The sequence below is a fragment of the Methylobacterium sp. M6A4_1b genome (assembly GCF_053345175.1).
Genome location: NZ_JBKEZQ010000021.1, coordinates 46218 through 72191 on the forward strand (window position 1 = coordinate 46218; position 25974 = coordinate 72191).

The 25974-nt window shown below is 70.7% G+C and carries 22 protein-coding genes; 15 read left to right on the plus strand and 7 right to left on the minus strand.

Annotated elements, in window-relative coordinates:
* Window position 1 precedes the first annotated feature (1 nt).
* The 3 genes from ACLBWX_RS17855 to ACLBWX_RS17865 are packed head-to-tail and all read left to right on the plus strand — an operon-like array spanning window position 2 to window position 5877.
* On the plus strand, window positions 2–937 hold the full coding sequence (locus tag ACLBWX_RS17855) for a DUF58 domain-containing protein (RefSeq protein ID WP_447678345.1): 936 nt from the start codon (window positions 2–4) through the stop codon (window positions 935–937).
* Between the two features lie 10 nt (window positions 938–947).
* On the plus strand, window positions 948–3764 hold the full coding sequence (locus tag ACLBWX_RS17860) for a DUF4159 domain-containing protein (RefSeq protein WP_447678346.1): 2817 nt from the start codon (window positions 948–950) through the stop codon (window positions 3762–3764).
* A 28-nt stretch (window positions 3765–3792) separates the two neighbouring features.
* Complete coding sequence (locus tag ACLBWX_RS17865) at window positions 3793–5877, plus strand: hypothetical protein (RefSeq protein WP_447678347.1); 2085 nt, start codon at window positions 3793–3795, stop codon at window positions 5875–5877.
* Between the two features lie 166 nt (window positions 5878–6043).
* Here the strand turns inward: ACLBWX_RS17865 and ACLBWX_RS17870 are convergent, their stop codons facing one another.
* From ACLBWX_RS17870 to ACLBWX_RS17890, 5 genes are all read right to left on the minus strand, one after another.
* Complete coding sequence (locus tag ACLBWX_RS17870; protein WP_447678348.1) at window positions 6044–6568, minus strand: GNAT family N-acetyltransferase; 525 nt, start codon at window positions 6566–6568, stop codon at window positions 6044–6046.
* Window positions 6565–7668: a microcin C ABC transporter permease YejB gene (locus ACLBWX_RS17875; RefSeq protein WP_447678349.1), complete on the minus strand. Its 1104-nt coding sequence runs from the start codon at window positions 7666–7668 to the stop codon at window positions 6565–6567. The genes ACLBWX_RS17870 and ACLBWX_RS17875 overlap by 4 nt, the downstream gene beginning before the upstream one ends.
* Before the next feature lie 9 nt (window positions 7669–7677).
* Complete coding sequence (locus ACLBWX_RS17880; protein WP_447678350.1) at window positions 7678–9537, minus strand: extracellular solute-binding protein; 1860 nt, start codon at window positions 9535–9537, stop codon at window positions 7678–7680.
* Entirely contained in the window at window positions 9534–11417 is a 1884-nt protein-coding gene (locus tag ACLBWX_RS17885; protein ID WP_447678351.1) for an extracellular solute-binding protein, read from the minus strand. The genes ACLBWX_RS17880 and ACLBWX_RS17885 overlap by 4 nt, the downstream gene beginning before the upstream one ends.
* Before the next feature lie 222 nt (window positions 11418–11639).
* Complete coding sequence (locus ACLBWX_RS17890; protein ID WP_447678352.1) at window positions 11640–12491, minus strand: c-type cytochrome; 852 nt, start codon at window positions 12489–12491, stop codon at window positions 11640–11642.
* Between the two features lie 350 nt (window positions 12492–12841).
* On the opposite strand from ACLBWX_RS17890, the gene ACLBWX_RS17895 reads away from it, so the two are divergent.
* The 5 genes from ACLBWX_RS17895 to ACLBWX_RS17915 all read left to right on the plus strand — a co-directional run bounded on the left by ACLBWX_RS17895 (window position 12842) and on the right by ACLBWX_RS17915 (window position 16723).
* Window positions 12842–13585 (plus strand): 3-deoxy-manno-octulosonate cytidylyltransferase, encoded by a 744-nt coding sequence (locus ACLBWX_RS17895; RefSeq protein WP_447678353.1) that lies wholly within the window; start codon window positions 12842–12844, stop codon window positions 13583–13585.
* 25 nt (window positions 13586–13610) lie between these two features.
* Window positions 13611–14468 carry a prephenate dehydratase gene (locus ACLBWX_RS17900; protein ID WP_447678354.1) on the plus strand — a complete coding sequence of 286 codons (858 nt, stop codon included), beginning with the start codon at window positions 13611–13613 and terminating at the stop codon, window positions 14466–14468.
* Window positions 14469–14730: 262 nt separating this feature from the next.
* Window positions 14731–16017 carry an oxalate/formate MFS antiporter gene (gene oxlT / locus ACLBWX_RS17905; RefSeq protein WP_447678355.1) on the plus strand — a complete coding sequence of 429 codons (1287 nt, stop codon included), beginning with the start codon at window positions 14731–14733 and terminating at the stop codon, window positions 16015–16017.
* Between the two features lie 111 nt (window positions 16018–16128).
* Window positions 16129–16329, plus strand: coding sequence for a hypothetical protein (locus ACLBWX_RS17910; protein ID WP_447678356.1), 201 nt, complete (start codon window positions 16129–16131; stop codon window positions 16327–16329).
* A gap of 235 nt (window positions 16330–16564) precedes the next feature.
* A complete protein-coding gene (locus ACLBWX_RS17915) occupies window positions 16565–16723 on the plus strand; it encodes a hypothetical protein (protein WP_447678357.1) in 159 nt (52 codons plus the stop codon).
* An 83-nt stretch (window positions 16724–16806) separates the two neighbouring features.
* Here ACLBWX_RS17915 and ACLBWX_RS17920 read toward each other — a convergent pair whose 3' ends face one another.
* Window positions 16807–17532 carry a fused DSP-PTPase phosphatase/NAD kinase-like protein gene (locus tag ACLBWX_RS17920; RefSeq protein WP_447678358.1) on the minus strand — a complete coding sequence of 242 codons (726 nt, stop codon included), beginning with the start codon at window positions 17530–17532 and terminating at the stop codon, window positions 16807–16809.
* Window positions 17533–17747: 215 nt separating this feature from the next.
* Between ACLBWX_RS17920 and ACLBWX_RS17925 the strand changes: the two genes are divergently transcribed.
* The 3 genes from ACLBWX_RS17925 to ppa all read left to right on the plus strand — a co-directional run bounded on the left by ACLBWX_RS17925 (window position 17748) and on the right by ppa (window position 19332).
* A complete protein-coding gene (locus tag ACLBWX_RS17925) occupies window positions 17748–18254 on the plus strand; it encodes an N-acetyltransferase family protein (RefSeq protein WP_447678359.1) in 507 nt (168 codons plus the stop codon).
* A 75-nt stretch (window positions 18255–18329) separates the two neighbouring features.
* On the plus strand, window positions 18330–18659 hold the full coding sequence (locus tag ACLBWX_RS17930; RefSeq protein ID WP_447678360.1) for a hypothetical protein: 330 nt from the start codon (window positions 18330–18332) through the stop codon (window positions 18657–18659).
* 124 nt (window positions 18660–18783) lie between these two features.
* Window positions 18784–19332: an inorganic diphosphatase gene (ppa, locus tag ACLBWX_RS17935; RefSeq protein WP_447678361.1), complete on the plus strand. Its 549-nt coding sequence runs from the start codon at window positions 18784–18786 to the stop codon at window positions 19330–19332.
* Between the two features lie 85 nt (window positions 19333–19417).
* Here ppa and ACLBWX_RS17940 read toward each other — a convergent pair whose 3' ends face one another.
* Window positions 19418–20674, minus strand: coding sequence for an FAD-dependent monooxygenase (locus ACLBWX_RS17940; protein ID WP_447678362.1), 1257 nt, complete (start codon window positions 20672–20674; stop codon window positions 19418–19420).
* A 299-nt stretch (window positions 20675–20973) separates the two neighbouring features.
* Between ACLBWX_RS17940 and tesB the strand changes: the two genes are divergently transcribed.
* The 4 genes from tesB to ACLBWX_RS17960 all read left to right on the plus strand — a co-directional run.
* Complete coding sequence (tesB, locus tag ACLBWX_RS17945; protein WP_447678363.1) at window positions 20974–21852, plus strand: acyl-CoA thioesterase II; 879 nt, start codon at window positions 20974–20976, stop codon at window positions 21850–21852.
* 341 nt (window positions 21853–22193) lie between these two features.
* The gene (locus ACLBWX_RS17950) at window positions 22194–22532 is read left to right on the plus strand and encodes a P-II family nitrogen regulator (RefSeq protein ID WP_056467014.1); all 339 of its coding nucleotides are present in this window, start codon (window positions 22194–22196) and stop codon (window positions 22530–22532) included.
* Window positions 22533–22621: 89 nt separating this feature from the next.
* Window positions 22622–24127, plus strand: a complete 1506-nt coding sequence (locus tag ACLBWX_RS17955) for an ammonium transporter (RefSeq protein ID WP_447678364.1) — start codon at window positions 22622–22624, stop codon at window positions 24125–24127.
* 239 nt (window positions 24128–24366) lie between these two features.
* Window positions 24367–25974 (plus strand): DNA translocase FtsK 4TM domain-containing protein (locus tag ACLBWX_RS17960; protein WP_447678365.1); only part of this gene is annotated, 1608 nt, incomplete at its 3' end.

The window sequence follows — 25974 nt, forward strand, 5'->3', positions numbered from 1 at the left end:
CATGGCGATTTCCCGGCCCGGCGGCGGCGCCACCCAGGTCCTCGACCGGCGCGCGCGAAATCCCGGACGCCGCGAGACCGAGAGCGCGCTGGCCCTGGCCGAGCGGATGCCGCGGCTGATCCTCGAATCCCGGCGGGTTTCCTCGACGCTGGCCCACGGCATCCACGGCCGCCGCCGGGCCGGGCCGGGCGAGAGCTTCTGGCAGTTCCGGCCGTTCGTCGCCGGCGAGGCCGCCGCGCGCATCGACTGGCGCCGCTCGGCCCGCGACGACCGGCTCTACGTGCGCGAACGCGAGTGGGAGGCCACCCACAACATCTGGTTCTGGATCGACCGCTCGGCCTCCATGGGCTTTTCCTCGCACCTGGCGCAAGCCCCGAAGGTGGAGCGCGCCCTCGTCCTGGGATTCGCGCTCGCCGACGCCCTGGTGGAGGGCGGCGAGCGCACCGGTCTGCTCGGCCTCACCCGCGCGACCGCTTCGCGCCGCATCATCGAGACCATGGCCCAGGCCCTCGTCGCCGATGCCAAGGGGCAGGACGACGACGCCCCGCCGCCCGCGAACCCGGGCCGGTTCGACGAGGCCGTGCTGATCAGCGATTTCCTGTCGCCGCCCGAGACCGTGAAGGCCTCGGTGGATCGGCTCGCCGGCCGGGGCACCCGAGGGCACCTCGTGATGATCGTCGATCCCGTCGAGGAGACGTTTCCGTACTCCGGACAGGCGGTCCTGCACGATCTCGAGTCGAAGCTCAGCCTCAATGTCGGCGATGCCGGCGCCTGGGGTGAGGCCTACCGGGTGCGAATCGCGGCCCATCGCGACCGCCTCGCGGAAATCGCCCGGACCCAGGGCTGGACCCTGACGATCCATCGCACCGATCGGCCGGCGAGCGAGGCGGCGCTGCGCCTGCTGACCCTCGTCGCCGCGGCGCGCGGGACCGGCTGAGGATCACCGCATGCTCGGATTGCCCCTCACCTTCGCCGCGCCTCTGGCTCTCGCCGTGCTCGTCGCCCTGCCCGCCCTGTGGTTCCTGCTGCGGGTGACCCCGCCGCGACCGCGCCGCATCGATTTTCCGCCCCTGCGGATCATGGCCGACCTCCTGGGTAAGCGCGAGACGCCGGCGCGGACGCCCCCCTGGCTGCTGATCCTGCGGATTCTCGTCGCCGCCTGCCTGATCCTGGCGGTGTCCGGCCCGGTCTGGAATCCCTCCGGGACCGGCGCCGTCACCGGGCGCACGCCGCTCCTCGTCGTGCTCGACAACGGCTTCACCGCCGCCCACGACTGGCGCGACCGCCTGCGGGTCGCCACCGACGCGATCGAGGGCGCGGCCCGCGACGGCCGGCCCGTGGCGGTGACCGCCCTGGCCGAGCCGACCGCCGCCCTGGAGTCGAAGGTTCCGGCCGCGGCCCTGGAGCGCCTGCGGGCGATCGCGCCGCGTCCCCATCTCGCCGACCGCGCCGCGCACCTGCCGACGCTCGCCGCCTTTCTCGAGCGCAGCCCGAGCACGGCGATCCTCTGGATCAGCGACGGCGTCGCGGGCCCGGGCGAGGACACCTTCGGCAAGAGTCTCGCCGACCTCGTCGGCCGGACCGGGGCCTCGCTCACCATCCTGAAGGCCGACCGGCCTCCGGCGCTCGCGCTCTCGGCCGCGGAGGCCAGCGGCCAGCTCACCGCGCATGTCCTGCGGGCGGCACCGAACGGTCGCGACACCGGTCTCGTGCGCGCCGTCGACCAGAAGGGCCTGCCGCTGGCGGAGCACGCCTTCACCTTCGCGCCCGACGCCACCGAGACCGAGGTCGGCTTCGACCTGCCGGTGGAACTCCGCAACAGCATCAGCCGGATCGAAGTCGCGGCCGAGCGCTCGGCCGGTGCCGTGACCCTGGTCGACGAGCGCGGCAAGCGCCGCCGCGTCGGTCTCATCTTCGGCGGAACCAGCGATCAGGCGCAGCCCCTGCTGGCGCCCACCTACTATCTTTCGCACGCGCTCAGCCCCTATGCCGACGTGCAGGAGCCGCGCGGAGCCAAGGGCATCGCGGACTCGATCACCCAACTCCTCGACAACCAGGTCTCCGTGCTCGTACTGGCCGACGTCGGCGCCCTCGACGGGCCGACCCTCGCCCGCGTCGAACGGTTCGTCGACGAGGGCGGCCTCCTGCTGCGCTTCGCGGGGCCGCGCCTTGCCGCCGGCAACGATCCCCTCGTGCCGGTGCGCCTGCGCCGCGGCGGCCGCACCCTGGGCGGCACGCTTTCCTGGGACAGCCCCAGGACCCTGGCCCCCTTCGCACCCGAGAGCCCCTTCGCCGGCCTGACGCCGCCGGCCGATATCGGCGTGCGCCGGCAGATCCTGGCCGAGCCCGACGGCGACCTGCCGGGCCGGACCTGGGCGTCGCTCCAGGACGGCACCCCCATCGTCACGGCGCAGAAGCGCGGCCAGGGCCTCGTCGTGCTCTTCCACGTCACGGCGGACACGACCTGGTCGAACCTGCCCCTGTCGGGCCTGTTCATCGACATGCTGCGCCGGGTGGTGAACCTCGCCGGCGCCAAGGCCCTGCCGGTGGGCGATGCCGCGCGGCCCACCGCCGTGCTGGCGCCGCGTCTCACCCTGGACGGGTTCGGCGCCCTCGGAGCCCCGCCGGCCGGGGCCACCGCGGTCTCCGCCGATTCCGGCGACCGCGCGACCCTGGAGCATCCGCCGGGCTTCTACGGACCGGCCGATGGCGGCATCGCCGTCAACGCCCTCGGGGTGACCGACCGGCTGAAGCCCTTCGACTTCGCAGCCCTGTCGGGTGCCCGCCTCGGTTCGCTCGCCGGTGCCGAGACCCTCGACCTGCGCGCCACCCTCTTCACCCTGGCCCTGATGCTCCTCATCCTCGACACCCTCGCGGGCCTCTGGCTCGGCGGCTTCCTCCGGCGTGCGCGGGGCTTCGTCTCGCGCCCGGCCGCGATTCTCCTGGCCGGCTTCGTCCTCGGTCCCCTGGTCTGCATGCCCCGGCCGGTGCAGGCCCAATCGGCCGCCCCGGCCCGTGCGGGCGCCTTCGACTCGGCCCTTGCGACCCGGCTCGCCTACGTGGTGACCGGCGACGAGGCGGCGGACACCGCGAGCCGGGCCGGCCTTTCGGGCCTGACCCAGATGCTGGCGAGCCGCACCGCCCTGGAGCCCGGCGACCCGATCGGGATCGACCCCGCGAAGGACGAGCTCGCTTTCTATCCGCTGATCTACTGGCCCATCGTCGCGGGGCGGCCGCAGCCGAGCGAGACCGCGATCCGGCGCATCGACGCCTTCATGCGCAACGGCGGCACCGTGATCTTCGACACCCGCGACGCGCTCACCGCGCGGCCGGGCGGCCCGCCGACGCCCGAGGGGGCCTATCTTCGCAAGATGCTGGCGACCCTGGAGGTGCCCGAGCTCGAGCCGGTGCCGCCGGACCACGTGCTGACCAAGGCCTTCTACCTCGTCGACAACTTCCCCGGCCGCTACGCCACCGGCCAGACCTGGGTCGAGACCCTGCCGCCGGCCGGCGAAGGCAACGAGCGTCGTCCGGCCCGGGCCGGCGACGGCGTCTCGCCCATCGTCATCACCAGCAACGACCTCGCCGCGGCCTGGGCCGTGGGCAAGCGCGGCGAGCCGCTCTACCCCATCGTCGGCGGCGACCAGCGCCAGCGCGAGATGGCTTTCCGCGGCGGCATCAACTTCGTGATCTACACGCTCACCGGCAACTACAAGGCCGACCAGGTCCACGTTCCGGCGCTGTTGGAGCGGCTCGGCCAGTGACGTACCCCGCACCGGAGGCCCTGCGCCCATGCTGAGCCTCAGCTTCACCCCCCTCGTGCCCTGGCCGGTGCTGATCGGCTTCGGGATCCTCGTCGCGGTCTTCGCCGTGCTGGCCATCCTTGCCCGGGGCCGCACCGCGATCCTGCGGGCGCTCGCCCTGGCCCTGGTCCTCCTCGCGATCGCGAATCCGTCCCTGGTGCGCGAGGACCGCGAGCCGGTGAAGGACATCGCCGCCATCGTGGTCGACCGCTCGGGCTCGCAGGCGCTGGGCGACCGTCCGGCCGTGACCGATGCGGTGCGCGCCGAGTTGCAGCGCCGCTTCGGAGCCCTGACCAACATCGAGCCGCGGTTCATCGACGTGCCCGACGCCAAGGAGGGCGACGAGGGCACCCGGCTGTTCACCGCCCTGTCGCAGGCGCTGGCCGACGTGCCGGCCGAGCGGCTGGCGGGCGTCGTCATGCTGACCGACGGCGTCGTCCACGACATCCCGGCCTCGGTGGCGGCGCTGGGGCTTAAGGGCCCGCTCCACGTCCTGGTCACCGGCCATCCGGACGAGCGCGACCGGCAGATCAAGCTCATCGAGGCCCCGCGCTTCGGCATCGTCGGGCGCGACCTCACCATCCGGGCCGAAGTGATGGAGCGGGGCGGCACGGGCACCGCCACCGTCACCGTGCGCCGCGACGGCGAGGAGGTCGGGCGCCGGACCTTCCCGACAGGGCAGCCCTTCTCCCTGACGATGCGGATCGAGCACGGCGGCCCGAACGTGGTCGAGATCGAGGTCGAGCCCCTGCCGGGCGAACTCACCACCATCAACAACCGCGCGGTCCTGCCCATCGAGGGGATCCGCGAGAAGCTGCGGGTTCTCCTGGTCTCGGGCGAGCCGCACCAGGGCGAGCGGACCTGGCGCAACCTCCTGAAGTCCGATGCCAACGTCGACCTCGTCCACTTCACCATCCTGCGCCCGCCGGAGAAGCAGGACGGCACGCCGATCTCCGAACTCTCCCTGATCGCCTTTCCGACGCGCGAGCTGTTCGTCCAGAAGATCAAGGATTTCGACCTGATCATCTTCGACCGCTACGCCAACCAGAGCGTGCTGCCCTCGGCCTATTTCGACAACATCGTCCGCTACGTCCGCGAGGGCGGCGCCCTGCTGATCGCGGCCGGCCCCGAATTCGCATCGCCCTCGAGCCTGTCCCGCACCCGGCTGGCCGCGATCCTGCCGGGCGAGCCCAATGGGCGGGTGGTCGAGCAGCCCTACAAGGCGTCGCTCACCAATATCGGCAACCGCCATCCGGTGACCCGCGCACTCCCGGGCTCCGAGGCCTCGCCCCCGGCCTGGGGCGACTGGCTCCGCATCGTCTCGACGCAAGTGCGGCCCGGCATCCAACCGATCCTGCAGGGGCCGAACGCCCTGCCGCTCCTGGCCCTGTCCCGCGAGGAGAAGGGCCGGGTCGCGCTGCTCACCTCCGACCATGCCTGGCTCTGGGCGCGCGGATATCAGGAGGGCGGCCCCTATCTCGACCTGCTGCGCCGGCTCGGGCACTGGCTCATGAAGGAGCCGGCCCTGGAGGAGGAGGCCCTGCGGGCGCAGACCACCGGGCATGGCCGCGAGGTGCGGGTCGAGCGCCAGACCATGGCCGACACGGTGGAGCCCGTCACCGTCACGGGTCCCACCGGCAGCCAGCGCACCTTGACCCTGGCGCAGGGCGAGCCGGGCCTCTTCGCCACGACCTTCGAGGCCACCGAACTCGGCCTGCACACCCTGCGCTCGGGCAATCTCGTCGCCTTCGTCAGCGTCGGGCCGCCGAACCCGCGCGAACTCGCCGACGTGTTCAGCGACACCGAGCGCGTGAAGGCCCTGGCCGAGGGCACCGGCGGCTCCATCCGCCGGGTCGCCGAGGCCGGCGGCGGAACCGTGGTGCCGCGCCTGCAATCCGTGCGCGGCGGGCGCCTGAGCGGGGCCGACTGGATCGGCTTCCGGCCGAGCGACAGCGCGAATATCCGGGGCGTGGAGGTCTACCCGCTGGCGCTGGGCTTGTGGGCGTTGGCGGCCCTCGCGGGCGCGGTGCTGGCGATGTGGCTGGTCGAGGGGCGGCGCGGCCGGGCGGCGTGAGCGCCCGCGACCCTTCCCCCATTGCGGGGGAGGGTGCCTGCGGAGCAGGCGGGAAAAGGGCGCGACCTATCCGGATACGGCGCTCCCCTCATCCGAGCCGCTTCGGGGGCCATCTTCTCCTGCACAGGGGAGAAGGATCGCCCGATGGAAACGGAGCTGGGGCGGATCACTCCGGCAGCGGCGAGAAGCGACCCGCGCGAAGTGCCCTGACGTTCCCCGAGACCGTGGCGGCCGCGCCGCTCTTCAGCTCGCGCCAGAGGAAGCGGGCCGGGTCGACCGGGGAGGGCGGCACGAGGCGGCCCTGGGGAATCGGCGAGAAGCCGAAGCGGCGATAGTACGGCGCGTCGCCGATCAGGATGACGAGGCCGTGGTCGGCGGCGGCCGCCGCGTCGAGGCAGGCCGTCATCAGGGCCGCGCCGATGCCGCGGCCCTCGAAGCTCGGATCGACGGTGAGCGGCCCCAGCACCAGCAGCGGCCCGCCGGCCTCGGCCGGCCCCACCCGCACCGACCCGACGAGATAGGTGGCCACCAGGGCGGTGAAGCAGAGCTCGGCCACCGGCACCGTACCCTCGCGCAGGCGGTAGGCGGTGCGGGCGAAGCGCCCGGGGCCGAAGGCGCGGGCATGGAGCCGCTCGATGGCCTCGCCGTCGCCCGCGTACTCGTGCCGGATGACGAGGGGCAGCGCGGTCACGTCGCCCGCGCCGAGAAGTCGATGCGCGGGTCGATCCAGGTGTAGATCAGGTCGGAGAGCAGGTTCACCGCCAGCCCGAGCAGGGAGAAGATGTACAGGGTCGCGAACACCACGGGGTAGTCGCGCCCGACGATGGAGGTGAAGGACAGGAGCCCGAGCCCGTCCAGGGAGAAGATCGTCTCGATCAGCAGCGACCCGGTAAAGAAGGCCGAGATGAAGGCCGCCGGAAAGCCCGCGATGACGATGAGCATGGCGTTGCGGAAGACGTGGCCGTAGAGCACCCGGCGCTCGGAGAGGCCCTTCATCCGGGCCGTGAGCACGTATTGCTTGCGGATCTCGTCGAGGAAGGAGTTCTTGGTGAGCAGGGTCGAGGTCGCGAAGGCGCCGAGGACCAGGGCCGCCAGCGGCAGGGTCATGTGCCAGGCGTAGTCGACCGCCTTGCCCCAAAGGCTCAGGGATTCGAAATTCTCGCTGGTCAGGCCCCGGATCGGGAAGATCTGCACGAAGGAGCCGCCGGCGAACAGGATGATCAGCGCGATGCCGAACAGGAAGCTCGGGATCGCGTAGCCGATGATGACCACGGTCGAGGTCCAGAGATCGAAACGAGAGCCGTCATGCACCGCCTTGCGGATGCCCAGCGGGATCGAGATCGCGTAGGAGATCAGCGTCATCCAAAGGCCGAGCGAGATCGACACCGGCAGGCGCTCGCGGATCAGCTGCAGCACCGAGACGTCGCGGAAGTAGCTGTTGCCGAAATCGAACCGGACGTAGTCCCAGATCATCTTGGCGAAGCGCTCGGGAGCCGGCTTGTCGAAGCCGAACTGCTGCTCGAGCTTCTTGATGAAGGCGGGGTCGAGCCCTTGCGCTCCGCGGTAGCGGGCATTGGCCTCCCCGCCGCCTCCGCTGCGGGCGGCGCCGCCGAGGTCGCCGGCTCCGCCCGTCACCCGCGACAGGCTGCCCTCGTTCTGGCCCTGAAGCTGCGCCAGCACCCGTTCCACGGGGCCGCCGGGGGCGAACTGCACGATGACGAAGGTGATCAGCATGATCCCGAAGATCGTCGGGACCATGAGCGCGATGCGGCGCAGGATATAGCCGAGCACGGGTGTCCCTCAGGTTCGGCCGATGCGCCGGGCCTTGGCGGCGTCGTACCACCAGACGTTCGGCACACCGAGATCGTAGGTCGGACCCTTGGCCGGGCGGCCATAGACGTCCCAGAGGGCCAGCCGGTGATCGGCCTTGTACCACATCGGTACCCAGTAGCGGCCGGCCCGCAGCACCCGGTCGAGCGCGCGCGCAGCGTGGAGCATGTCGGCGCGGGACGTCGCCTCCGTCACCTTGTCGATCAGGGCGTCGATGGCGGGGCTGGCGATGCCGCCCAAGTTGTTCGAGCCGGGCGTGCCGGCGGCGCGCGAGCCGTACGCCTCGCGGAGTTCCGGGCCGGGCGTGAGTCCGTTGGCGAAGCGGCGCGCGGTGAGGTCGAAGTCGAAGTCCTTGACCCGGGCCTGGTACTGCGAGGGATCGACCAGCCGGATGCTGGCGCGGATGCCGATCAGCCCGAGGTTGCGGATGAAGGGCTGCGTCACCGGCTGGAACACCGGGTCGTTGTCGAGGAACTCGATCTCCAGCGGCTTACCGGAGGGGAGCCGGATGACGCCGCCGTCGCGGGTGCAGCCGGCCTCGCGGAGCAGGGCCACGGCTCGGCTGAGGAGGGCGCGGTCCTGGCCCGAGCCGTCGGAACTCGGCGGGCTCCAGGCCTCGCCGAAGACTTCCGCCGGCAGGTCGGCCCGCATGGGGTCGAGGAGCGCCAGCTCCTCCGGCGCGGGACGGCCCGTGGCCTTCAGGTCCGAATTCTCGAAGTAGGAGGCTGTGCGGATGTAGGCGCCGTACATCAGGTTGGCGTTCGACCAGTTGAAGTCGAAGCAGAGGCCGATCGCCTCGCGCACCCGGGGATCCCGGAAGGCCTCGCGCCGGGTGTTCATCCACCAGCCCTGCATGCCGGAGGGACGGGCATCGGGCACGACCTCCTTGCGGACGCGGCCCTCCTGCACGGCGGGGAAGTCGTAGCCCGTGGCCCAGACCCGGGCGGTGAACTCCTCGCGGAAGGTGAAGGCGCCGCCCTTGAACGCCTCGAACGCCACTTGGCGATCACGGAAATATTCGTACCGGATGGCGTCGAAGTTGTTCTGGCCGACATTCACCGGCAGGTCGGCGCCCCAGTAATCCCTGACGCGCTCCAGCTCGATGAAGCGGCCCGCTTCCAGGCGCCCGACCTGGTAGGGCCCGGAGCCGAGGGGCGGCTCCAGGGAGGAGGCCTCGAACTCGCGCTTGGCGTAGTAGGCGGCCGAGAACACCGGCAGGCTCGCCGCGAAGAGGGGCAGGTCGCGGCTGCGGCCGGGCGCGAAGCGCAGGGTCACCGTGGCGTCGTCCTCGGCGGTCGCCTCGGCGAGGTCACGGATCACCTGCGAGATCTCGGGGTGGCCCTTCTCCTTCAGCAGGCGCATCGACGCCGCCACATCGTGGGCGGTGAGGCGCGAGCCGTCGTGGAAGCGGGCCTGCGGCCGCAGGCTGAAGCGGTAGGACAGCCCATCCTCGGAAATCTCGACCGAGCGGGCGAGGAGGCCGTAGAGCGCGTCCGGCTCGTCGAGGGCGCGGACCATCAGCGAGTCGAAGGTCAGGTTCATGCCGGCGGCGCCGTCGCCGCGCAGGACGTAGATGTTCAGGGTGTTGAAGGTGTCGGAAGCCTGGTTGCCCAGGGTGGAGGCGAGCTGGGCCGCGAAGCGACCCCCCCGTGGCGCATCCGGATTGACGTAGTCGAAGTTCGGAAAGTCGGGTGGGTACTTCAGGTCTCCGAAGCTCGACAGGCCGTGGCTGGTGCGGGCCGCCGCCCGGGCGGGGGCGGGCAGGACCAGGGTTGCACCGACAGCGCCGGCACCCGCGACGACGGCGCGCCGGGTCGGGCCGGCACTCAACGCGGAGCCCCGGTCTTCGCGGCCAGGGCCTCGTCGTACCACCAGGTCGCGGGGAAGCCCGAGCTGCCGTATTTCGGCAGCACCTCCGGGTGCCCGAAGCGGTTCCAGCGCAGGGTGCGCGAGACGTTCGAGCCCCATTGCGGCACGACGAAGTCGTGAGCCAGCAGCACCCGGTCGAGGGCGTGGGTCGCCGCCAGGACGCCGGGGCGATCCTTGGCGAAGATCACCTTCTCGATCAGGGCGTCGATGGCCGGATCCTTGATGCCGATGAGGTTGCGGGAGCCGGCCTTGTCGGCCGAGGCCGAGCCCCAGTACTCGCGTTGCTCGTTGCCCGGCGAGAGGGATTCCGGCCACGAACTCGTGGTGATGTCGAAGTCGAAGGCCCGCAGGCGGTTCTGGTACTGCGCCTGGTCGATGACGCGCAGGTTGCTGTTGATGCCGATGAGCTTAAGCTGCGCCGCGTAGGGCAGCACCACCCGCTCGAACACGCTCTGGAATTCGAGGAACTCGACGGTGAGGGGCTCGCCGCTCTTCACGTCCGTCATCTGGCCGTTGCGCAGCTCGTAGCCGGCCTGCTTCAGGAGGCCGACGGCCTCGCGCAGGTTGGCGCGCACCGCGTCCGGCGTGCCGTTGACGGGGTTGGCGTAGGGCGTGGTGAAGACGGCAGGGGGAACCTTGTCCTTCACACCCTCGAGGATCGCCAGCTCGTCGCCCTGCGGCAGCCCGGACGCGGCCAGCTCCGAGCCGAAGTAGTAGGAATCGATGCGCTTGTAGAGGCCGAAGAACAGCGACCGGTTCATCTCCTCGAAGTTCATCGCCAGGTTGAAGGCCCGGCGCACGCGCGCATCGGCGAACTTCGCCCGGCGGGTGTTGAGCACGAAGGCCTGCATGTTGCCGTTGCCCCGATCGGGGAACTCCTCCTTGAGCAGGCGGCCCTCCTTCACGGCGGGAAAACTGTCGTAGGCCGTGGCCCAGTTGCGCGCCACGTTCTCGGCCCGGAAGTCGAACAGGTCGCCCTTCAGCGCCTCGATCAGCACCGTCGCATCGCGGAAATACTCGTTGCGCATGGTGTCGAAGTTGTTGCGGCCGACATTCACCGGCAGGTCCTTTGCCCAGTAATCCGCCACCCGCTCGTAGGTGGCGCTGCGTCCGGCCTCGAACTTCGCCAGGCGGTAGGGACCCGAGCCGAGGGGAATCTCCAGGGTGGTCTGGGTCACGTCGCGCGGACGCCCCTGCGCGTCCTTGGCCGTCCACCAGTGCTTGGGCAGCACGCGCAACTGGCCGAGGACCTGCGGAAGTTCGCGGTTGCCGGCCTCGGAGAAGATGAAGGTCACCTCCCGCGGGCCCGTGACGGCGGCCTTGGTGACGGTCTGGTAATAGGCCGAGTAGAACGGGCTGTTCGCCTTCAGGACATCGAAGGACCAGACCACGTCCTCGGGCGTCACCGACTGGCCGTCGTGCCAGCGGGCGTTCTCGCGCAGGCGGTAGGACACCGCCGAGAGGTCGTCGGCGAGGCGCGCGCCGTCGGCGAGGAGGCCGTAGGAGGTGAACGGCTCGTCGGCCGATTCCGTCATGAGGGTATCGTAGATCTGGACGATCCCACCCTCGAGATCGCCCTTCAGGCCCGACACCACGTAGTTGAAGTTGTCGAAGCCGCCCTGGGCCCCGAGGCGCACGAGGCCGCCCTTCGGCGCGTTCGGGTCGGCGTAGTCGAAATGCTTGAAGCCGGGGCCGTATTTCGGCTCGCCCATCAGCGTGATCGCGGGCATCCAGGCGCCTTTGGGCGCGGCGGGCGCCGGATCGGGGGCGGCCCGGGCGGGCAGGCCACAGGCCAGGAAGGCGAGGGCGGCGACGAGGCGTCCGATCAGGGCAATTCTCATCACGGGCAGGCGGTCTCCGGATTCCGGGGTCGCGGTTCCGCCACCGCACCGGCGACGGCAGGCGGGTGTTCTAGGACGGACCAGCCGCGAACGCCAAGCGGGCGCGTGCGCGCAGGACCCCCGACCCGGACGCCCGTCCTCGGTCCCGACGAACGAAGAAGGCCGGGCGATGCCCGGCCTTCTTCGTTCCTGGAAAAGCTCCATCCGCGCCGGAAGCCCGGCCTATTGCTGGGCCGGCTTCTCGGCCGGTACGGTCGCGGCCGGGGCGGGCGGCGCGGCGGGAGCCGCCTGCACCGGGGTGTCGTCGGCGGGCTTCACGGACGCCGGCTTGTTCGCCTCCTCGCCTGCGACGGTGGGCTTGGCGGCCGTGGCCGGGTTGGCGACCTCGGGCTTCTGGTCTTCGGCCGGCTTGGCAGCAGCCGGCTTGGCAGCGGCGGGCTTGGCGTCGGCGGGCTTGGCGTCGGCGGGCTTGGCATCTCCAGCCTTGGCGGCGGCCGGCTGGGCTTCGGCCGGCTTGTCGCCTTCGGCCTTCTTCTCCGCCGCCGGCAGCGGGTGGGGCGTATCGGCGAGACTGCGCAGGTAGAGGATGACGTCGGCACGCTCGGCCGGCGAGGTGATGCCCGCGAAGGCCATCTTGGTGCCGGGGACGTAGCCCTTGGGGTTCGCCAGGAAGTGGTCGAGCTCGTCGTAGGTCCAGGTCCCACCCTTCTCCTTCAGCGCGGCCGAGTACTCGAAACCGGGCTCGTGGGCGCGCTGGCGGTCGACCACGCCCCAGAGATGCGGGCCGACCTTGTTCGGGCCGCCCTTCTCGAAGCTGTGGCAGGAGGCGCATTTCTTGGCGGCCGACTGACCCTTGTCGACGGTGGCGCTGGCCAGACGGATCGGCAGAGGCTCGGCCTTCGCCTCGGGCGCGGCGCCACCGGCGGCCTTCGCCTGCGGCTCGGGCAGGGCATAGCCCGCATTGCCCGCGGGCTTGGGATGATAGATCAGCTCGGCGACGAAGCCCGACCCCACGGCGAACAGCAGCGCGCCGAGCGCGGCACCCGCAACCTTGTTCAGCTCGAAAGAGTCCATTCTCGACAACTCCGGTGCGGCCGGCCTGAGGGGGGAGAATTCAGGGCGAAGTCCAGCGCGCAGCTGTGCCGGACTTTGGAAACGGTCGAGGGTGCTTAGCCGCTCAAGCCCGACCTTGACAATGGTCCCGTCGCGCTTCGCGTAGTCGCAGAGCGGCCGGTGTCGCCGCCATCCCTCACTTCTTCAGACGCGAGCGGGCCGATCCGGTTCCCGTCCGGCGGACGAGGGGCGGAACCCGGGTCGGCGAGGCCCCGCCTGAGCGGGCGGCAAGGCCCCGCCTGAGCGGGCGGCATGACAACCCGTGGCGCCGCTGTTAAGCACCGGCCCCAGCCGGAGCAGGGCCCAGACCGATGTCCGATCCCATCGTCCTCATTCCCGCGCGCATGGCCGCGACCCGCCTGCCGAACAAGCCGATGGCCGATCTCGCCGGGGAGCCGATGATCGTGCACGTCTGGCGCCGGGCCGTGGAAGCCGGCATCGGACCGGTCGTGGTGGCCACGGACACGCCGGCCATCGTCGAGACCATCGAGGCCGTCGGCGGCCTCGCGGTGCTGACCCGGGCCGACCATCCCTCCGGCTCGGATCGTCTGGCGGAGGCCCTGGAGATCATCGATCCGCAGGGCAACCACGACGTCGTGGTCAACGTCCAGGGCGACCTTCCGACCATCGACCCGGGCATCATCGGCGCCGCGATCCTGCCTCTGGCCGACCGCACGGTCGACATCGCCACCCTCTGCGCCGTCATCACCGAGGAGTCGGAGCGGCGCGACCCCAACGTGGTCAAGCTCGTCGGCCACACGGTGGGCACCCGCCGCCTGCGCGCGCTCTACTTCACCCGCGCCGAGGCGCCCTGGGGCGAGGGGCCGCTCTACCATCACATCGGCCTCTACGCCTATCGCCGGAAGGCGCTGGCCCGCTTCATGGCCCTGCCGCCCGGCGAACTCGAGACCCGCGAGAAGCTGGAGCAGCTCCGGGCGCTCGAGGCCGGCATGCGCATCGACGCCATCGTCGTCGACGACCTGCCGCTGGGCGTCGACACCCCCGCCGACCTGGAGCGCGCCCGCGCCATCCTGTCGGCCCGCCGCCTGAACTGAAGCGCCTCGGAAAGACCAGCCCGCCATGCCCCAGCACATCGTCTCCTACCAGGGCGAGCCCGGCGCGAACTCCCACATCATCTGCGCCCAGGCCTACCCGGACTGGGCGCCGCTGCCGTGCCCGACCTTCGAGGACGCCTTCGCGGCCGTGAAGGAGGGCCGCGCCACGCGGGCGATGATCCCGATCGAGAACTCGATCGCGGGCCGGGTGGCGGACATCCACCATCTGATCCCGACCTCGGGCCTGCACATCGTGGCCGAGCACTTCCTGCCGATCCATTTCCAGCTGATGGTCCTGCCCGGCACCGCGATCGGACAGATCCGGACGGTGCACAGTCACGTCCACGCCCTCGGGCAGTGCCGCAAGATCATCCGACGCCTCGGCGTCCGCCCGATCGTCGCCGGCGACACCGCCGGCGCGGCCCGCGAGGTGGCGGAGGCGGGCGATCCCACCCGGGGCGCCCTGGCCCCCGCCCTGGCCGCGGAGGTCTACGGCCTCGACATCCTGGAGCGCGACGTCGAGGACGAGAGCCACAACACCACCCGCTTCGTGGTGTTCTCACCCGAGCCCGAGGCGGTCTCGCCCGAGGCCGGGCCGATGGTCACCAGCTTCGTCTTCCGGGTCCGCAACATCCCGGCGGCCCTCTACAAGGCGCTGGGCGGCTTCGCCACGAACGGCGTCAACATGTCGAAACTCGAGAGCTACATGGTCGGCGGCCAGTTCGTTGCGACCCAGTTCTATGCCGAGGTGGACGGCCACCCGGAGGAGCCCGGCCTCGCCCGGGCCCTCGCCGAACTCGGCTACTTCTCGCGCGAATTGCGGATCATCGGCACCTACCCGGCCCATCCCTATCGCGAGGCGAGCCGCATCGCGGCGGAATAGGACCCGCCTCGCCGCCGAACGCTCGTTTCGACGCCTGCATGCCACCTGCGCCCGCCTCCGGCGGGTGCGTGTCGGTGCGCAGACGGCGTAGAGCCGCGCCTCGACAACCTGCACGATCATTCACGCTAGAGAGTGGAGCCTCCGCCGATTGCTGCCTCGTACGTCCCAAACGACATTTCATTCCCTGGTATATTGCATACAAAGAATTTTGGTGCATGCTGGTGGCATCGGTGCGAACAATCCGATCAAGAAGGAATTCGGGATGGAACGTCAGGACTCACCGTCCGCCAAATGGTGGCAACTCGGCTTCGGCGTGCTGTGCATGGCGATGATCGCCAACCTCCAATACGGGTGGACGCTCTTCGTCGACCCGATCGACGCCAAGTTTCACTGGGGTCGCGCGGCGATCCAGTTCGCCTTCACCATCTTCGTCGCCACCGAGACCTGGCTGGTGCCGATCGAGGCCTGGTTCGTCGACCGCTACGGCCCGCGCATCGTGGTCTGCTTCGGCGGCATCATGATCGCCCTGGCGTGGTTCCTGAACGCCCATGCCGACTCCCTCTTCCTCCTCTACGCGGCGGCCGTCATCGGCGGTATCGGTGCCGGATCCGTCTACGGGACCTGCGTCGGCAACGCCCTGAAGTGGTTTCCCGATCGGCGTGGTCTCGCCGCCGGCGCCACGGCGGCCGGCTTCGGCGCCGGCGCGGCCGTCACGGTGGTGCCGATCGCCAAGATGATCGCCACCAGCGGCTACCAGGACGCCTTCCTGTATTTCGGGATCGGTCAGGGGGCGATCGTGGTGGCCCTGTCGTTCCTCCTGCGCAAGCCGTCCCTGGCGGTGCCGGTCCAGCGCAAGACCCTCCGTCTGCCCCAGGCCAAGGTCGACCGCACGCCGCGCGAGGTGGTGCGCACCCCCGTGTTCTGGCTGATGTACGTGATCTTCGTCATGGTGGCCTCGGGCGGCCTGATGGCGGCGGCGCAGATCGCGCCGATCGCCCACGACTTCAAGGTCGCGGACGTCCCCGTCAGCCTGTTCGGCCTGCAGATGGCGGCGCTCACCTTCGCGATCTCCCTCGACCGCATCTTCGACGGCTTCGGACGCCCGTTCTTCGGCTTCGTCTCCGACAATCTCGGACGCGAGAACACGATGTTCATCGCCTTCTCGATCGCCGCCCTGGCGATCATCACCCTGCTGACCTACGGCACCCATCCGCTGGTCTTCGTCTTCGCCACGGCGGTCTATTTCGGCGTCTTCGGCGAGATCTACTCCCTGTTCCCGGCCACCTGCGGCGACACCTTCGGCTCGAAGTTCGCCACCACCAATGCCGGCCTGCTCTACACCGCCAAGGGCACGGCCTCGTTCCTGGTGCCGATCGCCAGCGTGATCTCGGCCAAGTACGGCTGGTCGGCGGTGTTCTCGATCATCATCGGGCTCAACGTCGTGGCGGCGATCCTGGCGATGTTCGTGCTCAAGCCCCTGCGCCTGCGCTTCCTCACCGATGACACCGTCGCGGCCCCGGTGGCGGCGCGGCCGGTCCAGGCGGCCTGAGGCCGCGACACACGCCCTCGGCAATTGTCGGCCGGCCCGTCGATCTCTCTCATGACGGGCCGGCCCCGGGACTCGATCCACCCGCCGGCTCGGCTGATTTCGAGGTTGTCCATGAACATCGCTGCGGTGCTCACCCTTCAGACGGTCCCGTTCGCGGGCATCGTCCTGGCAGGTCGAGACGACAGGGATCTCTTCGCCGTGGTGTATCTCGGCGCGGTCGGATTGATCCTGACCCTGATCATCCTCACCGGTGAAAGTCCCGGCTACGTGTCGTCCTTCGCCGCGGACATCGAAAGTCTGTCGATGAACTGATTGGTGCGCTGCGAAGGCTCTGCGGATCGCGGCGATTACATTCGGTCGGTCATTCGACGAGCCCTGCATGACTCGAGGTTCGAGCGATGCGATGGCGTCGGGTTCGAGACCGGATCGGTCTCTCCTCGCGACGAGGCCTGCACATGCCGCATGAGTGGTGTGTAGAATTTGGTATACCAGTGAAAATGGTGCGGTGCCATATACGGCTCAACGCAACTGCCCTGGAACACCTCCGATGATCGCTCTCTTCGTTGTCGCCGCCGTCGCCCTGAACGTGTCGCTGGTCTTCGTGGCCGCCAACGTCCTGACGCCGAAGAACGGTCCGCTCTCGAATTCCGGCCGCTTCATCGTCAGCAACGAGAATGCGCCGTCGAAGGTCCGCCTCGCCGCCTGAGGCGAGCCCGGCGGGGTCTCCCGCCCGGACCATCCTTCGAAACAGCCCGCCCGGCCCCGCCGCGGCGGGTTTTTCGTGCCCGGCTATTCGCGCTTGATGACCCGGTCCACCACGAGGTCGGACCAGAAGCCGGGGCGGAACGAGCGCTTGAGCGCCTCGGGGTCGTACTCGGTCTCGACCCAGGTCAGGAAGTCGATGCCCCGGGCCTCCCCGTCCCGGCGGTAGAGCGCGAAGAACGCATCGAGGATTCCGGTCTTGGCGAACCGGAAATGGCCGTAGCGGGCCGAGAGCTGGCCCATGGCCTCCGCCACCGGCAGGCCTTCGTGCAGGATGAGGTAGAGCGCCGCCGCGAGTCCGGCGCGGTCCGCGCCCGATTTGCAATGCATCATCGCCGGGTACTCGACCCCGTCGAAGAACGCCTTGGCCGCCAGGATGGTCTCGCGCGAGGGCGCCTCGCGCGAGCGCAGGACGAATTCCACGAGGGTCAGGCCCTGACGCTCGCAGGCCTCGCGCTGAAGGGGCCACGAGCCGTGCTCGCGCCCGCCCCGGAGGGAGATCACGGTTCGGACCCCCTGGCGCTTGAACCAGGCCAGCTGGTGGGGCGTCGGCTGGGCCGAGCGCCAGAGCTTGCCCGCGCCGATCCGGTGACGGTTCAGGTAGGCGAGGCGGAACACGCCGTGATCCACCAGCAGCATGTTCGCCCAGGCCTTGGCCCGCGAGACCGGGCCGGCGATCGGGCGTTCGAAGCGCGCGATCCGCGCCATGCGCCGGGCGTAGCGGGTCTCGTACGAGAGGAAGCGGTTGAACACGGGTGCGGTGGAACCGGTGGGCGGGGGATCGGAAGGGTGCTGATCTACCAGTGCGGGGCGGCCGCGGCAAACACGCCGTGGCGTGCGGGGAGCAACCGGCATCGGCCTTGCGTTGCCGAAGGTCGCCTTGTCTTCGCCCGGATCGTGACCTCCGATGCGGTGGTCGACACCGATCGCGAACCGTCCATCGTCTTCATCGAGCGCGGGGATCCGTCATGCGTACGAGCACCACCAGCATCCGCCGCGCCCGTCCGGCCGACGCCGACCGCTTGTCGGACCTGTTCGACGAGACCTGGCGCGAGGCCTACCGGGGGATCATCCCCGGGGTCGCGCTGGAGCGGATGATCTCGCAGCGCAGCTCGCAATGGTGGCTCGGCGCCACCCAGCGCACCCGCCCCCTCGTGGTGGTCGAGCAGGAGAGCAGCATCGTCGGCTACGCGGTCTACGGACCGGCGCGGGGCCGCATGCTCCAGGCGCCCGGCGAGATCGACGAGCTCTACATCCGCCCGGCCCACCAGGGCCTCGGCCTCGGTCGGCGCCTGTTCCGGGCCGTCTCCAACGATCTCGCCGACCATGGGCTTTCCCGGGTCGGGGTCTGGACGCTGGAGGGGAACGAACGCGCCCGAACCTTCTATGCGGGCCTCGGCGGCGCCGAGATCGGCCGTTCCGTCGACCGGATCGCCGGAACGGTTCTGCCCAAGGTTGGTTTTCGCTTCACCTGACATCGCCGAAGCCCGAGCCGCCCTGCGGTCCGGTCCGGCGGGCCGGGCCTCGGGGAATCGCGGACGGGACCACGGATGGGCGTGACGGCGGCGGATTGGGACAGGCGGGTCACGGACCTCAGCGCGAAGCTGCCGGACCGCATTCGCAGGGCGGTGGAGTGGCTGCGCGAGCCCTCGCGATTCTGGATCCGTCTCCTGGCGGCGATCCTCTTCATCCTCGGCGGCATCTTCTCGATCCTGCCAATCCTCGGCCTGTGGATGCTGCCGGTCGGCCTCGCTCTCCTGAGCCAGGACGTCCCGGCGCTGAAGGTGCCCCTGGAACACGCGGCCCGCTGGATCGAGCGGACCTTCGCGCGCCTCGCCGCGGCCTGGCGCCGGCGCTTCGGTCCCTCCGACCGCCCCTGAGGCGGACCCGACAATTCCGTGCAAACGTCGCCGCCTGCCGCAGGGTACGATTTCCTTCGCGGCGGAAGGGCCTTAAGACACCCGGCAACGGGGCCGGAACGCCCCTGCTTGCGGGAGCAGACACATGATCATCGACGCGGTCTCGATCGGCAAGAATCCGCCCGACGACGTGAACGTCATCATCGAGGTGCCGATCGGCGGCGACCCGATCAAGTACGAGATGGACAAGGAGGCCGGCGCCCTGGTGGTCGACCGGTTCCTCTATACGGCGATGCACTATCCGGGCAATTACGGCTTCATCCCGCACACCCTTTCGGGTGACGGCGACCCCTGCGACGTGCTCGTGGCCAATACCCGCGCGATCGCCCCCGGCGCGATCATCAGCGCCCGCCCGATCGGCGTCCTCGTGATGGAGGACAATTCCGGCGAGGACGAGAAGATCATCGCCGTGCCGTCGCGCCACCTGACCATGCGCTACGACCGGATCGAGGACTACACCGACCTGCCCGACATCACGATCCACCAGATCCAGCACTTCTTCGAGCACTACAAGGATCTCGAGCCCGGCAAGTGGGTGAAGATCAAGCGCTGGGGCGGCAAGGCGGAGGCGCACCGCCTGATCCTCGAGGGCATCGAGCGCGAGAAGGCCAGCAAGGCCGCCAAGGGCAAGTAACGGCCACCGGCGGGCGCGTCCCCAGGGACATGGACTTCGAAGAGCGGCGGTCCTTCCTCGACGGGAAGGGCCGCCGTCCGGCGTTTCAGAGGGCTTCGCCGCGCATCAGGCGGGGCTGCGGGCCGCGGGCCGCCGCCGCCTCGCCGATGAACAGGCGCTTCAGGCCCGGCAGTCGGTCGACGAGGCCGAGGCCGAGGTCCCGCGCGAGGCGCAGGGGCATCACGTCGTTGGAGAACAGGCGGTTGAGCCCGTCCGTCACCGCCCCCATCGCCACGGTGTCGAACCGGCGGGCGCGCTCGTAGCGCTTCAGCACGTCCGGGCTGCCGGGGTCGAGGCCGAGCCGGAGGGCGTCGGTGACCGCCTCCGCCAGCACCGCCGCGCCCGCGAGGCCGAGGTTCAGTCCCTGCCCGGCGATCGGGTGGATGACGTGCGCGGCGTCGCCCAGCAGCGCGAGGCGCTCGCCCCGGAAGCTGCGGGCCATGCCGAAGGCGAGGGGATGGGCGCTCGGGCCCCGCTCCAGGGACAGGCGCCCGAGATTGAGCCCGAAGCGGCGCTCGATCTCGGCCAGGGTCTCCTCCGGTCCGCCGCCCGTCAGGGCCGGCACGTCGGCGGCGCGCTCCGTCCAGACGATGGACGAGCGGTGTCCGAGGGGGCCGCCATCCACCAGGGGCAGGATCGCGAAGGGGCCGCTCGGCAGGAAGTGTTCGCAGGCCCGGCCCGCATGGTCGCGTTCGTGCCCGATCGTGGCGACGAGCCCCATCTGCGGATAGGACCAGCCGACCCAGCCGATCTTGGCGGCCTCGCGCAGGCGCGAGCGCGCTCCGTCCGCCGCCACCAGCAGGGCGGCCTGCAGCGTGCGTCCGTCGCCGAGGGCGAGGCGGGTGGTGCCGCCGGCTGGCAGGGCTTCGACGATGCCGGTGGGTTCGAACACGACCCCGGCCGCTTCGGCCGCCGCGAGCAGCGCGGCCGCCAGGGGCTCCGCCTCGACCATGTGGGCGAAGGGCGCGCCGGCCTCCGCGTCCTGCGCGAAGGTGAGGAAGACCGGGCGCACCGGGTCGGCCAGGCGGCTGTCGCTCACGACCATGTCGTGGATCGGCTGTGCGGCCGCGGACGCCGCCGCCCAGACGCCGAGGCGCTCGAACATCCGCCGCCCGCCCGCCGCCACCGCGTAGGCCCGCCCGGCATGGCGCGACGCACCGGCGCGGAGGCCGGGATCGCACAGGGTGACGGCGAGGGCCGGGCCGTTCGCCTGGGCCAGCGCCAGGGCCAGGGTCAGGCCGGGAATGCCGGCGCCGGCGATGACCACGCTGCGCTGGTTTCCGCGCCGCTCCGTTGCGTCCATGCCGATCCCCGCCGTTCTCGCTGCCAGGAAGTCCTCGCTGCCAGGAAGTCCTCGCTGCCAGGAAGGGAGTGCCACTCCCCGGTCTCCGGAGCAACGCGCGGCGTCGCGGATCGGGACCGCATCATCGTCGCTGGGCATGATCGTCGCTGGGCATGATCGTCGTCGGGCATGGGTCGCGGCGGAAGCCGGGCTCATGCCGTCGCGATCCTTGCCAGGGAGATGGTTCACATGTGAAGGATCGCCCGTAGCGCCACGGCGGCCACGCGGCCCGGGAAACGCCGGGCGATCAGGGAAGCGGCATGACCGGCATCGTCACCGAACTCCTCGACATCCTCGACCTGAAGAGCCCGGAGCCGGATCTCTACCGGGGCGAGAGCCTGCAGACCGGGTGGTTCCGGGTCTTCGGGGGACAGGAGGTGGCGCAGGCCCTGGTCGCCGCGACCCGCACGGTTCCGGACACCCGGCCTCCCCATTCCCTGCACGCCTACTTCCTCCTCGGCGGCGATCCGAAGGCGCCGATCGACTACGCGGTGGAGCGCATCCGCGACGGGCGCAGCTTCACCACCCGCCGGGTCGTCGCGCACCAGCACGGACGAGCCATCTTCGCGATGTCGGTCTCCTTCCACGATGCGGAGGAGGGCGCCGCGCACCAGGCCGCGATGCCCGACGTGCCGCCGCCGGAAGACGTGCCGGAAGCGCCCGCCGCCACCGCCGATGCCGCCCGGCACGGCCTCGCGATCCCGGCGCCGATCCTCTCCTATTTCGGCCGTCGCCGTCCCATCGAACTCCGGCCCGTCGAGATCGAGCGCTACCTGCGCCGGGCGCCGCGCGAGCCGCGCTTCCACGTCTGGATGCGGGCCGTGGACCGCCTGCCCGACGATCCGGCGATCCACCGCGCCGTCCTCGCCTACGCCTCGGACATGACGCTCCTCGACGCCACCCTGATCCCGCACGGGCAGACGGTGTTCGACCCGGAGATCCAGTCCGCGAGCCTCGACCACGCCCTGTGGTTCCACAGGCCGTTCCGGGCCGACGACTGGCTGCTCTACGCCCAGGACAGCCCGAGCGCCGACGGCGCGCGTGGCTTCGCCCGCGGACAGATCTTCACCCGCGACGGCACCCTGGTGGCCTCGGTGGCGCAGGAGGGCATGATCCGCCCGCGCCGCGCCGAGGCCTGAACGATCCTGCATCACCGGCGAAACGCCCGCAGCGCAGCCTATTTGCCTTTTTCATCGGCGGCTTGCCTATTTTGTGAGCAAACTTGGCCGGAGAAACGCCGCGTCCCGAGTCAATGCTCGAACACTTCTTGGGCAGAACGGGCGCCAGCGAAAAAGTTCCTCTGGCATAGTCCTTGAATATGGGGGCGGACGTACGGGTCGGAAACGATCCCGTGCGGATTGGCCGGTCCGATCGTGTCGCGACGCTCGCGTGCGCCGGCCGGTGGCCTCCACGCGCGCGGGTTTCCTCCGCCAAGTTTTCCGTCTGCCGAATTCCACTCGTAGCTAAGGGGGCGTCGCCCATGAAAATCGTGATGGCCATCATCAAGCCGTTCAAGCTGGAGGAGGTGCGCGACGCTCTGACCGGCATCGGCGTACACGGCCTCACCGTCACCGAGGTGAAGGGCTACGGCCGCCAGAAGGGCCACACCGAGATCTACCGCGGCGCCGAATATGCCGTGAGCTTCCTGCCCAAGCTCAAGATCGAGGTGGCCGTGGCCTCCGACCTCACCGCCAGCGTCATCGACGCGATCGCCGCCGCCGCCCGCACCGGCCAGATCGGCGACGGCAAGATCTTCGTCGTGCCCCTCGAGAAGGCCGTCCGCATCCGCACCGGCGAGACCGACGTCGACGCCCTCTGAGGCAGCCTTCGACCGGACGATCCCGTCCGGCCAGTCCTGACAGTCCCACTTCACATCAGCATCGCACCGCGATCGGGAGTCTCGTTTCCATGAAACTTCGCAATGCCCTGGCGCTCGGGCTGGGGGGCGCCGCGCTGGCGCTCCTGTTCATCGAGCCATCCCTTGCGCAGACGCCCACCGCGGAGGCCGTGCCGGCCGCCGCGGCGGCCGCGCCGGTTCCGAACAAGGGCGACACCGCCTGGATGCTCATCTCCAGTGCCCTGGTGCTGCTGATGGTCGTGCCCGGCCTCGCCCTGTTCTACGGCGGCCTCGTGCGCACCAAGAACATGCTCTCGGTCCTGACGCAGGTCTTCGCCATCGCCTGCATCTCCTGCCTGCTGTTCGTCATCTTCGGCTACAGCCTCGCCTTCACCAACGGCGGCGGCCTCAACGACTTCGTCGGCGGCCTGTCCAAGGCCTTCCTGAAGGGCATCGACGCGAACTCCACCGTCGCCACCTTCTCGAACGGCGTCGTGATCCCCGAATACGTCTACATCTGCTTCCAGATGACGTTCGCGATGATCACCCCGGCCCTCATCGTCGGTGCCTTCGCCGAGCGGATGAAGTTCTCGGCGCTGGTCGTGTTCATGGTCCTCTGGACCACGCTGATCTACTTCCCGATGGCGCACATGGTCTGGTACTGGGGCGGCCCGGATGCGGTCGGCAACGCCGCCAAGGCGCTGGCCGCCGCCACCGACGACGCTTCGAAGGCGACCGCCCAGGCGGCCCTCGACGCGGTGAACGCCGATGCGGGCCTGCTCTTCAAGTGGGGCGCCCTCGACTTCGCCGGCGGCACCGTGGTGCACATCAACGCCGGCATCGCGGGCTTCGTCGGCTGCCTCATGCTCGGCAAGCGCATCGGCTACGGCCGTGACCTGCTCGCCCCGCACTCCCTGACCATGACCGCGATCGGCGCCTCGCTCCTGTGGGTGGGCTGGTTCGGCTTCAACGCCGGCTCGAACCTCGAGTCCAACGGCACCGCCGCCATGGCCATGCTGAACACCTTCGTCGCCACCGCCGCCGCCGCCCTCTCCTGGCTGCTCGTCGAGTGGATGCTGAAGGGCAAGCCGTCGCTCCTCGGCATGCTCTCGGGTGCGATCGCCGGCCTCGTCGCCGTCACGCCGGCCGCCGGCTTCGCCGGTCCGATGGGCTCGATCATCCTCGGCCTCGTCGCCGGCGCGGTCTGCTTCATCATGTGCTCCACGGTGAAGAACGCCCTCGGCTACGACGACTCCCTCGACGTCTTCGGCGTCCACTGCATCGGCGGCATCCTCGGCGCCGTGGCCACCGGCCTGCTCGTGAACCCGGATTTCGGCGGCGTCGGCCTGCCCGACTACACCTCGAAGCCCGGTGAACTCGCGGTCGGCGCCTACGAGACCAGCGCCGCCCTGATGAGCCAGCTCAAGGCCGTCGGCTTCACGATCGTCTGGTCGGGTGTCGGCTCCGCGATCCTGTACAAGCTCGTCGATCTCACCATCGGCCTGCGCGTCACGCAGGACGAGGAGCGCGAGGGCCTCGACATCGCCGATCACGGCGAGCGCGCCTACAACTACTGAGGCCCGAGCCGGCCGAACCCGCGGCGCCCTCGGGCGTCGCTACCGAAGGCCCCGGTCCCCGCGACCGGGGCCTTTCGCGTCGGCGGGGCATCGTCGTGCCGGGGCGAGCCTGTGCGGCGCCCGTGCCACGGCGGCGAGGGGCCGGTGCTCGGGCGTGAAGGGAAGTCTCAACCTTAGCCAGCCGTTAACTCCGCAGACGCTAGCGTGACCGGACAGTTCCCCATCGTGTCTGGTACCGCATGCGCTCGCTTCGCCGTTCCGCATCGCCCTACGATACTTTCGTCGACAGCTTTCGCCCGTTCCTGGCCAAGCGGATGACGGAGTTGGGCGGTCTCGTGCTGTTTGCCGGTGCCACCGCGCTGACGGTCGCGCTCGCGACGTGGTCGATCGACGATCCGAGCCTCAACCACGCCACCGACCACCCCGCCCACAACGTCCTCGGCACCGGCGGTGCCGTCGTCTCCGATCTGGCGATGCAGCTGCTCGGACTGGGTTCGCTCGCCTTCGTCCTGCCCCCGGCGTTGTGGGGCATCCAGCTCATGCGCACGCGGGCGCTGCCCCGCGGCGGCTTGCGCCTCACCCTGTGGATCATTGGCTTCTTCGCCGCGAGCGCCGTGGCGAGCGCGCTGCCTTCCACGGCGCGCTGGCCGCTGCCCACCGGCCTCGGCGGCGTCGCGGGCGATGCCCTGATGCATGCCGCCCGCACGATGCTCGGCATCGTCGCGACGCCGCTCCACGCCTTCGCGGGCTTCCTCTTCGCCGGCGTCGCCATCCTGTGCCTCACGGGGGCATGCCGGGTCGGCGAGATCGACGAGGAGGATCTCGACGCCTACGACGCGCCGCCGGCTCCGGTGCGCCAGCCGGCCCGCGGCCGGCCGGATGCCAGCCAGGACGGCCGCTACGAGGACGACGAGCCGAGCCTCGGCATCGTCTCCCTCGGGGCGATGGCGCAGGCTCTGATGGGCGGGCGCGCGGCCCTCGCGGCGCGCATCGCCGATTGGCGCGCCGAGCGGGCGGCCGCCACCACCGCGCTCGCCTATGCGGGTGCCTCGCCGGCGCTCGCCGCGCAGCGCGCCTTCGCGGCCCCCGAGGATGCGCCCTGGGCGACCCATGCCTCCGACGCCCGGATGGCGCCGTCCGACGGTCGGCGCGAGCCGGTCTTCGATGCGCCGCCGCAGGCCCCGGCCGCGTCGCGGCGCCCGCCGGCGCCGGTTCACCACGACGAGGAGGAGGCCGACGCGGCCGACGATTTCGAGCCGGCACCGCCCGCGGAGGCCGTGGCGCCGGCGCGTTCCCGCGTGGCGCCCGCCGCGCCGCCGCCCGTTCCCGCCGCCGCGCGCCGTGCGGCCCCGCCGCAGCCGCAGAACTCCGAGAACTACCGGCATCCCGCCCTGGAACTCCTCGCCGATGCGCCGCGCCTGCCCGCATCGAGCCAGATCTCGTCGGAGGCCCTGGAGCAGAACGCCACCCTGCTGGAGGCCACCCTCAGCGATTTCGGCGTGCGCGGCGACATCCTCGCGGTGCGCCCCGGCCCGGTGGTGACCCTCTACGAGCTGGAGCCGGCGCCCGGCACCAAGTCGAGCCGCGTGATCTCGCTCGCCGACGACATCGCCCGCTCGATGTCGGCGGTCTCCGCCCGCGTCGCCGTCGTCCCGGGTCGCAACGCCATCGGCATCGAGCTGCCGAATGCCCGGCGCGAGACCGTCTACCTGCGCGAACTCCTGGCCTCGGCCGACTTCGCCGAGACGAAGCAGAGCCTGGCCCTGTGCCTGGGCAAGAACATCGGCGGCGAACCGATCATCGCGGATCTGGCCAAGATGCCCCACCTGCTGGTGGCGGGCACCACG

What these genes read in the sequence shown, in the direction of transcription:
- ACLBWX_RS17855 (WP_447678345.1), top strand. Translation starts at nt 2, where the DNA reads ATGGCGATTTCCCGGCCCGGCGGCGGCGCCACCCAGGTCCTCGACCGG.
- ACLBWX_RS17860 (WP_447678346.1), top strand. Translation starts at nt 948, where the DNA reads ATGCTCGGATTGCCCCTCACCTTCGCCGCGCCTCTGGCTCTCGCCGTG.
- ACLBWX_RS17865 (WP_447678347.1), top strand. Translation starts at nt 3,793, where the DNA reads ATGCTGAGCCTCAGCTTCACCCCCCTCGTGCCCTGGCCGGTGCTGATC.
- ACLBWX_RS17885 (WP_447678351.1), bottom strand. Translation starts at nt 11,417, where the DNA reads ATGAGAATTGCCCTGATCGGACGCCTCGTCGCCGCCCTCGCCTTCCTG.
- ACLBWX_RS17890 (WP_447678352.1), bottom strand. Translation starts at nt 12,491, where the DNA reads ATGGACTCTTTCGAGCTGAACAAGGTTGCGGGTGCCGCGCTCGGCGCG.
- ACLBWX_RS17895 (WP_447678353.1), top strand. Translation starts at nt 12,842, where the DNA reads ATGTCCGATCCCATCGTCCTCATTCCCGCGCGCATGGCCGCGACCCGC.
- ACLBWX_RS17900 (WP_447678354.1), top strand. Translation starts at nt 13,611, where the DNA reads ATGCCCCAGCACATCGTCTCCTACCAGGGCGAGCCCGGCGCGAACTCC.
- oxlT (WP_447678355.1), top strand. Translation starts at nt 14,731, where the DNA reads ATGGAACGTCAGGACTCACCGTCCGCCAAATGGTGGCAACTCGGCTTC.
- ACLBWX_RS17910 (WP_447678356.1), top strand. Translation starts at nt 16,129, where the DNA reads ATGAACATCGCTGCGGTGCTCACCCTTCAGACGGTCCCGTTCGCGGGC.
- ACLBWX_RS17915 (WP_447678357.1), top strand. Translation starts at nt 16,565, where the DNA reads ATGATCGCTCTCTTCGTTGTCGCCGCCGTCGCCCTGAACGTGTCGCTG.
- ACLBWX_RS17925 (WP_447678359.1), top strand. Translation starts at nt 17,748, where the DNA reads ATGCGTACGAGCACCACCAGCATCCGCCGCGCCCGTCCGGCCGACGCC.
- ACLBWX_RS17930 (WP_447678360.1), top strand. Translation starts at nt 18,330, where the DNA reads ATGGGCGTGACGGCGGCGGATTGGGACAGGCGGGTCACGGACCTCAGC.
- ppa (WP_447678361.1), top strand. Translation starts at nt 18,784, where the DNA reads ATGATCATCGACGCGGTCTCGATCGGCAAGAATCCGCCCGACGACGTG.
- ACLBWX_RS17940 (WP_447678362.1), bottom strand. Translation starts at nt 20,674, where the DNA reads ATGGACGCAACGGAGCGGCGCGGAAACCAGCGCAGCGTGGTCATCGCC.
- tesB (WP_447678363.1), top strand. Translation starts at nt 20,974, where the DNA reads ATGACCGGCATCGTCACCGAACTCCTCGACATCCTCGACCTGAAGAGC.
- ACLBWX_RS17950 (WP_056467014.1), top strand. Translation starts at nt 22,194, where the DNA reads ATGAAAATCGTGATGGCCATCATCAAGCCGTTCAAGCTGGAGGAGGTG.
- ACLBWX_RS17955 (WP_447678364.1), top strand. Translation starts at nt 22,622, where the DNA reads ATGAAACTTCGCAATGCCCTGGCGCTCGGGCTGGGGGGCGCCGCGCTG.